Origin of the sequence: Dehalococcoides sp. THU4 (assembly GCF_043231265.1) — a bacterium.
Lineage (GTDB): Bacteria > Chloroflexota > Dehalococcoidia > Dehalococcoidales > Dehalococcoidaceae > Dehalococcoides > Dehalococcoides mccartyi.
This window is the reverse complement of the sequence record NZ_CP171266.1, coordinates 211543-221922: the sequence shown is the minus strand read 5'-3', so window position 1 is coordinate 221922 and position 10380 is coordinate 211543. Positions and strand designations below refer to the sequence as shown.

Annotated in this window: 13 protein-coding genes; 4 read left to right on the top strand and 9 right to left on the bottom strand. The window is 49.6% G+C overall.

Annotated features, from left to right (window positions below):
* Positions 1–44: 44 nt before the first annotated feature.
* A complete protein-coding gene (locus ACE6F3_RS01205; RefSeq protein ID WP_279115279.1) occupies positions 45–722 on the bottom strand; it encodes a response regulator transcription factor in 678 nt (225 codons plus the stop codon).
* 21 nt (positions 723–743) lie between these two features.
* A complete protein-coding gene (locus tag ACE6F3_RS01200) occupies positions 744–962 on the bottom strand; it encodes a helix-turn-helix domain-containing protein (protein WP_010937037.1) in 219 nt (72 codons plus the stop codon).
* 361 nt (positions 963–1323) lie between these two features.
* On the opposite strand from ACE6F3_RS01200, the gene ACE6F3_RS01195 reads away from it, so the two are divergent.
* Together ACE6F3_RS01195 and ACE6F3_RS01190 are read left to right on the top strand one after the other, a co-directional pair.
* Positions 1324–1863, top strand: coding sequence for an ECF subfamily RNA polymerase sigma factor, BldN family (locus tag ACE6F3_RS01195; RefSeq protein WP_010937036.1), 540 nt, complete (start codon positions 1324–1326; stop codon positions 1861–1863).
* A 5-nt stretch (positions 1864–1868) separates the two neighbouring features.
* On the top strand, positions 1869–2729 hold the full coding sequence (locus ACE6F3_RS01190) for a DUF5667 domain-containing protein (protein ID WP_392654765.1): 861 nt from the start codon (positions 1869–1871) through the stop codon (positions 2727–2729).
* Positions 2730–2732: 3 nt separating this feature from the next.
* On the opposite strand, the gene pfkB is transcribed toward ACE6F3_RS01190, so the two are convergent.
* Together pfkB and ACE6F3_RS01180 are read right to left on the bottom strand one after the other, a co-directional pair.
* Complete coding sequence (pfkB, locus tag ACE6F3_RS01185; RefSeq protein WP_096476884.1) at positions 2733–3665, bottom strand: 1-phosphofructokinase; 933 nt, start codon at positions 3663–3665, stop codon at positions 2733–2735.
* Entirely contained in the window at positions 3662–4672 is a 1011-nt protein-coding gene (locus ACE6F3_RS01180) for a tagatose 1,6-diphosphate aldolase (protein ID WP_279115287.1), read from the bottom strand. The genes pfkB and ACE6F3_RS01180 overlap by 4 nt, the downstream gene beginning before the upstream one ends.
* 84 nt (positions 4673–4756) lie before the next feature.
* Between ACE6F3_RS01180 and ispH the strand changes: the two genes are divergently transcribed.
* Positions 4757–5611 (top strand): 4-hydroxy-3-methylbut-2-enyl diphosphate reductase, encoded by an 855-nt coding sequence (gene ispH / locus ACE6F3_RS01175; RefSeq protein ID WP_010937032.1) that lies wholly within the window; start codon positions 4757–4759, stop codon positions 5609–5611.
* 54 nt (positions 5612–5665) lie between these two features.
* On the top strand, positions 5666–6637 hold the full coding sequence (trpS, locus tag ACE6F3_RS01170; RefSeq protein ID WP_010937031.1) for a tryptophan--tRNA ligase: 972 nt from the start codon (positions 5666–5668) through the stop codon (positions 6635–6637).
* Between the two features lie 79 nt (positions 6638–6716).
* Here trpS and ACE6F3_RS01165 read toward each other — a convergent pair whose 3' ends face one another.
* The 5 genes from ACE6F3_RS01165 to ACE6F3_RS01145 all read right to left on the bottom strand — a co-directional run bounded on the left by ACE6F3_RS01165 (position 6717) and on the right by ACE6F3_RS01145 (position 10378).
* Complete coding sequence (locus tag ACE6F3_RS01165) at positions 6717–7913, bottom strand: aminotransferase class I/II-fold pyridoxal phosphate-dependent enzyme (protein ID WP_041342890.1); 1197 nt, start codon at positions 7911–7913, stop codon at positions 6717–6719.
* Positions 7914–7935: 22 nt separating this feature from the next.
* A complete protein-coding gene (locus ACE6F3_RS01160) occupies positions 7936–8418 on the bottom strand; it encodes an Lrp/AsnC family transcriptional regulator (protein ID WP_041342887.1) in 483 nt (160 codons plus the stop codon).
* A gap of 138 nt (positions 8419–8556) precedes the next feature.
* On the bottom strand, positions 8557–9252 hold the full coding sequence (locus ACE6F3_RS01155) for an ABC transporter permease (protein WP_041342884.1): 696 nt from the start codon (positions 9250–9252) through the stop codon (positions 8557–8559).
* Complete coding sequence (locus tag ACE6F3_RS01150) at positions 9252–10172, bottom strand: ABC transporter ATP-binding protein (RefSeq protein ID WP_279115293.1); 921 nt, start codon at positions 10170–10172, stop codon at positions 9252–9254. Before ACE6F3_RS01150 ends, ACE6F3_RS01155 begins: the two co-directional genes overlap by 1 nt.
* Complete coding sequence (locus tag ACE6F3_RS01145; RefSeq protein WP_279115295.1) at positions 10169–10378, bottom strand: helix-turn-helix transcriptional regulator; 210 nt, start codon at positions 10376–10378, stop codon at positions 10169–10171. The genes ACE6F3_RS01150 and ACE6F3_RS01145 overlap by 4 nt, the downstream gene beginning before the upstream one ends.
* Positions 10379–10380: the final 2 nt, after the last annotated feature.

Genomic DNA, 10380 nt, shown 5'->3' with positions numbered 1-10380 from the left:
TAATTCACCTAAAGGTGCAACTATTTGTCAAAAATAAGCCAAATTTATATATTTATCAAGCCGCAGCGGATGGCCACTACAACAGCGTGTGCCCGGTCATTAGCGTTCAATTTGCGTAAAATGGCGCTGACGTGGTTCTTTATGGTCTGTTCACTTATTTCCAGATTGTTGGCAATCTGTTTGTTGGTATTGCCATTGGCAATAAGGGTCAGTATCTGTTTTTCGCGGTTGGTTAAAGGGGTAACGAAATTGGAAGCGTCTTTGCCCAGCAGGGATATGTCTTGAAACTGGGCCAGTACCTGTTTGGCCAGGTTGGGGCTGGTCATCAGGCTTTCATTGATAGGGTATTCTCCCCGGTTGGCCCGGCGGATAGTCTCAATAAGCTCATCAGCCGTGCTGCTTTTTTTCAAACAGGCCACAGCCGCTGTCCTGATGCATTCAAACAGTTCGGTATCATTCGGGTTCGGGGAAAGGATAATAACCTTGGTATTGGGGAAGGTGCGCACAATCCGCCTGCCCAAATCCAGCCCGCTGTACGCCACCAAGTCTGAACCCAAAAGTACCACATCCGGCAGGCTGCTCTCAATCTGTTCCATAGGGTCTCTGTGGGTATCGGTTGGGAGTATCTCAAAGTTGTTGTCGGATAAGGCCTGGGCAACACCCGCCCTGAAAAAAGGTTGCTCATCTATGACCATTACCCTGATCTTACTGTTGTCTTCCATTGCCCGCCTCTTTTTTTAGCTTTAAGTTTCTTTGAGGGATTTGGTCTTGCCTTCCCGCTCCAAAAATTGTTCCACATCTTCCTTGCGGAAACGCCGGTCACCGCGTGCCCCTATCCGGTAGGATTTCAGCACCATCTGGTTGCTCCAGCGGCGGACGGTATTTATGTGTACATTCAGCATATGGGCGACTTCACTGGTAGTCAGCATCGGGGAAACTGTAGTATCTTCATGATTTGACATGGCAGTCCTTTCTTAAAGTATCTTAACCTAACTATTCAGAACTATACATGATATAAACTGTACTATCCAATCCCCCGAATGTACTAACCGTTATAGGAAAATAGTAATATGAGTTAAGATAACTTGAGGAAGCCAAAAGGGATATATTTCCTATAATGACGGAAACCGCTCAGGATTGCAACCCCCGGGTCTAAATAAAGCGGATTTTATAAAAAATATTTGCTGCTGGCTGGGATTTGGCGAATTCGGGTTGCTATCTTTTTAAAAACTGCTTCGTTATAATTTGTGCACGGGTAAATAACCGGGTTTGACCGGCCGGGAGTCCTCAAAAAGAGGCCGGCCAAAAAAGGGGATCTTACTGGTGCAGACAGAGAAACGCCTGGTTGAGCTTGCTCAACAAAAAGACGAGCATGCCTTTGCCAGATTATATGAGGAATATTTCGATAAGATTTATCGCTATATTGCCTTGAAAATCGGTAATAAAATGGAGGCCGAAGATTTGACCCAGCAGGTCTTTATGAACATGCTCCGGTCTATATCTTCCTTCAAGTGGCAGGATAATACCCCTTTCTCTGCCTGGCTCTACCGTATTGCCCATAACCAGATAGTGGACTATCTGCGGAAGAGAAGCCGCCAGCCTGTGCTGGATATAGAAGTAGTCACCCCGCTGGCCTGTGCCGATGACCCGGTGGAAACTACCGAAGTAAATATAGATTACGAAAAGTTTGTGGAGGTATCCGGTAAACTTACACCCGCCCAGCAGGAGGTCATTTCCCTGCGGTTTTCTTCGGATTTGCCTATTGCCGAAGTGGCCAAAATAATGAATAAAACTCCGGGTGCGGTCAAGGCGCTGCAGCACAGTGCAGTGTCATCACTCCGCCGAATGCTCTCTGGAGCGTGAATAAAATGAATGTAAAAAATAACCCCGAATTTGATAATATCCTGAGTGAATGCCTGGACCGTATCATTATAGACGGGCAGGATTTGGAAAGCTGTCTCCGCTTATATCCCGACCAGGCGGTGGAGCTGGCTCCTTTACTGAAAACAGCTATCGGTATTGATGCCCTTGCTTCAGGCTGCAAGCCTTCGGAGTCGTTCAAAGCCAAAGCCCGTTACGAATTTATGTCTGCCCTGAATGAAAGCAAGCATAAGAAAGGCTTTTTCCGGTGGCGTCTTAACTGGGCAAGCGGCCTTGTCGGCGCTCTGATGTTCCTGTTTGTTTCAGGCGGAGGGGTAGCGGTGGCGGCTTCCGGCAGTATGCCTGACAGCCCCCTTTACAGTGTAAAGCTGGCAACCGAAGAACTCTGGCTGAACGTTTCCTTTAGTGATGAGGGTAAGCTAAATACCATGAACCAGATTGCCGACAGAAGGGTTGCCGAGATAATTTATCTGTCGGATACTAATCAGGTCAGCCTGTTAAGACAGACTAATGACAAGCTGAATTCCGCTCTGTCTGTTATGGCAAACCTGATATGGGCTGAAAGCAGTATGATGTCCGCTGATAATTCCCAGGGCAGAGATGATACTGAAATATTGGGTTTGCCCTCAGTAGAAGCACCTGATAAAACCCCGGGGATGCCTGAAACTCCAAGCGGCAGTGTTGGGACTAGCCAGTATTATATCTTCCTTTCCGCCATTGCCAATCAGGATGCGCTTAATCTGGCGCTGGAAAGGGCTTCCGATGATGTGCGTGAGGATATGGCCTGGGTAATTGCCAATGCCATTGCGGCTTACCAGCGGCTATTAAATGTTATGGATATCCCCTGATAACTAAGCTAAACGGCGGATTTTAATACGGGGCAGCCAGTACAAAACGTCTTCGCGGTGGCAGAGTTCGGTGCCCGGCGTCATCACGGCGGCTGTCCCCATGGCTACACCTAAACGGCAGGCTTCTTCCAGGCTGTCCCCTTGGCAGAGGGATATGGCCAAGCCGGCCACCGTTGAATCACCCGCCCCCACCGCGCTTTTTACCCGCACATAGGGAGAGCTGGCTTTTATCACCTGCTTGCCGTCACTGGCTATCAGCCCTTTTTTGCCCATGGAGATTACCGCTATGCCTGCTCCCATTTGGACTATTTCCTTAGCCCCTAGTATTATTTCAGCCTCGGTTTCCAGTTTCCTGCCCAGCAGCTCTTCCGCTTCGCGGATATTGGGCTTTACCAGACAGGGTTTAGCCTTGAGCCCTGCCCGCAGGTATTTGCCGGTGGTATCCAGTATGGTTTGCTTGCCCAGTTTATGGGCACTCTTGATAAGGGTGAAATAGACGTTTGCAGGTACTCCCGGCGGTACGCTGCCTGACATAACAATAATGTTTGACGAAGCGCTTTCCCTGTGCAGGTCTTCGTGAAAAAGTTTCAGTTCAGACGGCGTTATCCGCGGGCCGGGGGCGTTAAGGTTAGTCTGGCGGCGGGTTTTAGTGTCGTATATTATAAAACAGCTTCGGGTAGGCTGGCTGATGGGAGTGAAGCGGTATTTAAGCCCCTGTTTTGCAAGTAGGGTTTCTATCTCCCGTCCCTCTTCACCGCCCAGAAAACCGCAGGCAATGGTATCATTTCCCATTTCATGTATCGCCCGTGATACATCTATGCCTTTGCCGCCGGCATATTTGGACATAAGATGCCAGCGGTTAGTTTCGTACAGTACCAGACCATGCACGTCTATATGTTTGTCCAGACAGGGGTTTAGGGTAACGGTGGTAATCATGGGTTTTCTCCCGGCTGGTAGTTGGCATACCAGGTGGGGCCGGGGTTTATAAAATTACCCGCTTTAAGTCCCAGTTTTTCATGCCAGGGGCGTCCCGTATTTTCGGCTATCTGACACAGGCGTTTAAACCTTTCGGCGGCCACGCGGTTTATAAAATCCTGGCGGTTTACCGGGTTGGTTATCTCCAAAGCTTCCTGCCAGACGGCTCTGCCGGCCAGAAAACCGGATGCCCCGCACTGGCAGGCTATCTCCAGTTCACGCACGTACAGGTTAAAATCCGCCCCGGCGGAGAGTATAGCCCAGGGAACGGGACAGATGGAGTCCAGTTTTCGGGCGGATATAAAGGCCTCATCTTCGGTCAGGCTGAAGCGGAGGTCGGCAGGGAACTCCACTTTGAGTATATCTATACCCAGTCCTGCCAAGTCTTCTACGGTGGAAAGGACTAAACTCGGTTTGTTTTTGGCAAAAAGCCCGGCATTTTTCAGTTCCTGCCCGGTGGGGTAGGTGACAGGCTCAAGCACAAAGGGGATATCCAGTTTGCGGCATTCGTCAGCCACGGTCTTTACCAGAAGCTGCTGGGTCTTGGCTAAATCTTTGATATCCGGGCGGTAATAAAGCAGCAGCTTGACGGCGTTTGCCCCCAGCAGTTTTATCTTGTTTACCCCCCAGTTTTTAAGAAGTTCGGTAGTCCGGTACTCGGCCTCTCCGCCGTAGCCGCTTGATTCCAGGCTGACAAGCAAGCCGCAGCCGGGTGCAATGGCGTTTTGGGCCAGGCACTCAGGTAACCCGTAAATGGGGTCAAGGAGTACGGCGCTGGCCTGTCCTGAAAAAGCCCGGCAAAGGCTCAGTTTGAAATCAGCCAGGCTGTGGTAGCATTCTTCTTCGGTGGTTTTCGGGCAGAGGTGCTTTTTTATGGAGCCGCGGTGGTCCATAGCCGCAATCTCAAATAAACCTCTCTGGCTGGCCAGAGCAGTCAGGTTAAGCAGTTTACCGGCGCTGATAGTCATCTTAAGCCATTATGTAGCATTAAAGCATCTAAATCAAGAACTATTTGTTTTGGCAGGATATACGGGATATAATGGCTTTTAGCTATGAAAGTGGAATGCGCATCTAATATCGGTTTTTGTTTTGGGGTACGGCGTGCCATAAACATACTGGAGAAAACTGCCGCCGAAAAGGGCGGGGTGGAGACGCTGGGGGCTTTAGTGCATAACCAGCAGGTCTTAAACCGCCTTTCGGGCATGGGTGTCAGGGTAGTAAAAAATATAGAAGACATTTCCGGCCGGACGGTAGCCATTTCCTCCCACGGGGTGGGGCCTTTAGTTTTAGATGAACTGAAATCTAAGGGGCTGGAGGTAGTGGATACCACCTGTCCGTTTGTAAAAAGGGCTCAGGTAGCTGCCAAACGCTTTCATGATGCCGGGTTTTTTACCGTAATCTACGGTGATGTAAACCACCCGGAGGTTAAGGGCATTATGGGTTGGGCAGGCGGGGACGGGCTGGCTACCCTTAATCCCCAGGGACTGGTTGACGTGCCAGATGTATCCCGTTATATAGGGGTGCTTTCCCAAACCACCCAGATACCCACCGGTTTCACCTCGTTTGTAAAAAATGTGATAGACCAGGCTCTGGTGAAAGATGCTGAAATCCGTATAGCGGATACTCTCTGCCACGACATACGTGAGCGGCAGACAGCCGCTTTGGAACTGGCAGGCAGGGTAGACCTGATGCTGGTTATCGGCGGGCATAACAGCGCCAATACCCGCCACCTGCTGGATTTGTGCAAGACCGTATCCAATACTTATCTGATAGAGACTGCTTCGGAACTGCAAACCGGATGGCTTAGGGGGGTAAACCGCATTGGCATTACCTCCGGGGCTTCCACTGACGAAACCACTATATCCGAAGTCTGTTCGTATCTGGGCAGCCTTTCAGCCGGAACTTAGCTTTAAATTAGCTTTAGCTTATGTTACAATCCACCTGTTATTTAGGAGGAGCAAATGAAACGGGTTTTTTCCGGTGTCCGTCCCACAGGCCGTCTCCATCTGGGCAACTACCTTGGAGCGGTTAAAAACTATGTGGCCTTGCAAGATGATTACGAATGTATTTACTGCGTAGTAGACATTCACGCCCTGACCACTCTGGAAGAAACGGATGCCTTAAAAGAAAACATATATGAAATGATGCTGGATTTGCTGGCATCTGGTCTGGACCCCAAAAAGTGTATCCTGTTTGTTCAGTCTCAGGTGCCGGAAATAAACGAACTCTTTACCCTGTTCGGTATGATTACCCCTCTAAGCTGGCTGCTTCGGGTGCCTACCTTCAAGGAAAAGGTCAGGATGCACCCTGACAATGTTAACTATGGTCTGGTAGGCTATCCGGTGCTTCAGGCGGCAGATATATCCCTTTACAAGGCTGACTTAGTGCCGGTGGGGGTTGACCAGCTGCCTCATCTGGAGCTTACCCGTGAGATAGTCCGCCGGTTCAATGAAAAATTCGGTGATACCTTCCCTGAGGCGCAGGCACGCCTGACCAATTTTCCCACAGTGGTCGGTCTGGACGGCAAGGACAAAATGAGCAAGTCGCTCAACAATCATATTGAGCTGGCTCTGTCAGAGGAAGAGACTGCCAAAAAAGTAATGAGTGCGGTTACTGACCCTGCCCGCCAGTATAAGACCGACCCCGGCCACCCGGATATCTGCAACGTGTACAAACTGCACAATTATTTCAGCCCCCAGGCGGTAGCCCAGATTGCAGATGACTGCCGGAACGCCCGCATAGGCTGTGTTCAGTGCAAACGGGCTCTGGCCGAAGCTATTAACGTCTACTTGCGCCCCATCCGGGCAAAAAGAAGCAAGCTGGCTGAAAACCCTGATGAGATTTACCGCATTATGGCAGACGGGGCGGAACGGGCCGGGGCGATAGCCCGGGAGACTATTGATGAAGTCCGCCGGAAAATGAATCTCCGCTGATTCCAATCACTGGCAAATTTATGGTTATAAAATAAGCCCCGCTTTTGGCGGGGCTTTAGTTTTACAGTAAATAAGCGGCTTACATTCCGGGGCAGTTGTGCTTTAAAAAGTGGCGGAAACGTTTCATGGCTTCTTCTATATCTTTCATGGAGGTAGCGTAACAGCAGCGCAGGTAACCCTCGCCGCTGTCACCAAAGGCAGTGCCGGGTACGGCGGCCACCTTTTCTTCCAGGAGCAGCTTTTCGGCAAATTCGGCTGAACTCAGTCCGGTTTTTTTGACTGAAGGAAAGGTGTAAAAAGCGCCTTTGGGCTCAAAGCAGGACAGCCCCATATCGTTGAAGCTTTTTACTATAAACCGGCGGCGGCGGTCATATTCCTCTACCATCAGCCGCACGTCATCCTGACCATTCTTCAGGGCTTCCAGGGCGGCTTTCTGGGCGGCAATGGGAGCACACAGCATGGTATGTTGATGTATTTTGGTCATAGCCTGAATAATATCCGCCGGACCGGCCGCATAACCAATCCGCCAGCCGGTCATGGCATATGTTTTGGAAAAGCCGTTGATAATTACACTCCGTTCGCGCATACCCGGCAAAGTGGCAAAGCAGGTATGTTCAAAACCGGAGTAGATAATCTTGTCATATATTTCGTCAGATACCACCAACAGGTTCTTCTCGCACACCAGCTTGGCAATCTCGGCCAGTTTGGCCTTGGGCATAACCGCCCCGGTGGGGTTTGAAGGATACCCCAGCAAAATTGAACGGGTCTTGGGGGTAATTCTGGGGGCAATATCTGCCGCACTTATTTCAAAATTATTAGCTTCAAAAGTGGGTATCTGGACCGGGTTGCCGTATGCCATAAAGACACATGAGGGATAAGCCACATAAGCCGGATCAGTCATAAGCACTTCGTCACCGGGGTTTAGGGTAGCCCGCATAACCAGGTCCAAAGCCTCACTTGAGCCTACGGTTATTAAGATTTCGGTTTCGGGGTTGTACTCCAGTTTGTAGGTTTGGTACAGGTATTTGGCTATCTCCTGGCGGAGTTCCAAAAGTCCGGCGTTAGAGGTATACATGGTATAGCCCTTTTCCAGAGCGTAAATGGCAGATTCGCGAATATGCCACGGGGTTGTAAAGTCAGGTTCACCCACACCCAGAGATATAGCTCCGCTGCCCATCTTGGCGGCCAGGTCAAAGAATTTGCGTATGCCGGAAGGCTTGAGCTCTTTGGCTCTGTCTGAGATAAAACCTTTGTCCGTTTCCACCTGTGATGTCATGGCCTAAACCTCTGAATATTTATTAAAGGACTACCGGTTCGCGTTTGATATCATCGTTGCCGTCAATTATTTCGTCGTCTTCTTTGAACCGCTTAAGCAGAAAATGGGTGACCGCTCCCTGTACGCCTTCTATCGGAGCCAGTTTTTGGGCTACGAAATTAGCCACCATCTGCATAGTCTTGCCGCCTACCATTACCAGCAGGTCATAAGTGCCTGAAAGCAGATAGCAGGAGCGCACCTCCGGGTAGCGGTAAATCCTTTCGGCAATGGCATCAAAACCCACATCTCTCTGGGGGCTGACCTTGACCTCAATCAGGGCGAAAACCTGTTCGTGTCCCAATTTCTCCCAGTTTATGACGGTTTTATATTTGAGGATAGTCTTGTCAGCTTCGGCTTGCTTTATCTCACGGCTGATATCCTCTTCGGCAAGGCCGGTCATGCAGGCCAGTCTGTCAGGTGTAATACGGGAGTCATTTTCCAGGATTTTTAAAATGTCACTAAGCATTATTTTCTCCTGTTTGTGGTAGAGCTATTATAACAGATATATTTAAATCTAAAAAATACTCCTCTTTACTTGCCGCTGTCAAAGAAATGCCCCCTGAGTATTATGTACGCAGGGGGCAAACAGGCTGATAAAAATATTTTAGGGCAGAGTGGTTACTATCCTTTCCCGGCTGAGAAAGCGGGTCAGGTAAGTAGAAATAGCCAGCAGCAATACCGCCACACCGGCTACTATGCCTACCAGAGCCCATTGGGCATCTATATTGCTGGCCAGACCTATACCCGCACCCATCAGGCCGAACAGGGGTACGAAGACTATCAGGTTTAGAATGCGGTACTCTTTCAGCCCCACATACAGGTTTAAAAAGCCCATCAGGTTTACAAAGCCCAGGATAACCAGCGGGGTCACAAACAGCACTTGAACAAATATCGCCAGCGAGGGCAGTATAAACTCCCCGTTTTCAAGACCGGTACGGATAATGGGTATCAAGACGGCCAGCAGGACAAACGGGTAGGTGGAGACGCTTACCCCCAGCACTTTGCCCAGCAGAATATCCCGCAGGCTGAGCGGGGTGCACATCAGGCTTTCAATGGTGCGGGTGTATTTTTCCATTACGAATGCCTGGCTGAGGAACATATAAGACATAAAGGCACTTATCATAATGGACAGGTAAAAGACTATGCCGTTAATGGATAAATTCATACCCGCCTGACTGGACAGGTTATTGGAATACAGAAAACCGAACAGCACGGGCATAATGAGCGCCTGAATAAGCATACCCCTGTTGCTGAAGTTATCCCGGATTTCCTTTTTAGCTACCGTAAATATATTTTGCATTACCTGGTCTCCTGTTTCATAGTCTCCAGATATATTTCCTCCAGAGACCGTTTTAGTTTGCGCACTTCTTCCAGCTTAATATCATGACCGGCTAGATAAGTGATTATCTGGGAGGTGTCCGCACCTTCAGCCGGGGTCAGGGTCAGGCCCTCCTGGGTACGGTGAATATCAATTGCCAGTTTGGCTGAGGTGAGCAGTTTTTCGGCTTGCTCAATATCAGCCGTATTGCCAAAGGAAAGTTCCATGCCGGGCTGGCGGTTTTTCCTGCCCAGGTTGGCCAGACTGTCCCAGGCCAGCAGTTTGCCGCCCTTGATAATGGCCACTTTATTGCAGATACGCTGGACTTCGTCCAGGTCATGCGAATTCAGAAAAATAGTCATATTGCCCTCGCGTGAGAGGGACAGGATAAGGTCACGGAAGTTTTTCTGGGCTTCGGGGTCAAGCCCGGAGGCCGGTTCGTCCAGAAAAAGAACCTCCGGTTTGTGCATAATAGCCTTGGCCAGCGCCAGTTTGCGTTTCATGCCTTTTGAAAATTTGCCTGCCGGGTCATTCCGGCATCCGTTCAGGTCAAAAAATTCCAGCAGTTCGTTTATCCGGGCTTCGCGGTTAGGTATCCGGTAGATATCTGCAAAATACCGCAGGTTTTCATAGGCGCTCAGGCGGTCATAAATGCCGTCCACTTCCAGCAGAACCCCCACTTTGCTTCTGGCGGCATCATCTTTAGCCAGATTTTTGCCGTTCAGGGTGGCCTGGCCGCTGCTGGGGTTTAAAAGACCTAAAATAATTCTCATGGTGGTGGTTTTGCCGGCGCCGTTTGGCCCCAGAAAACCGAATATTTCCCCCTGAGCTACACTGAAACTGATATTATCCAGTACTGTTTTGCCCTTGAAGCTTTTGCTAAGGTTGTTTACTTCTATCATTGCCTTTCCTGTTCAGTATTGTATATAAATATTTCTTCTATTGGTGCTTTGAAAAGGGAAGCTATCTTGAAAGCCAGCTCCAGGGAGGGGGAGTACTTTCCCCGCTCTATAGCGATAACGGTCTGGCGGGTTATACCCAGTTTGTCCGCCAGTTCCTCCTGAGTAAGGTTGTGTATGGCTCTTAAAACCCGGAGTTTATTTTGCATAA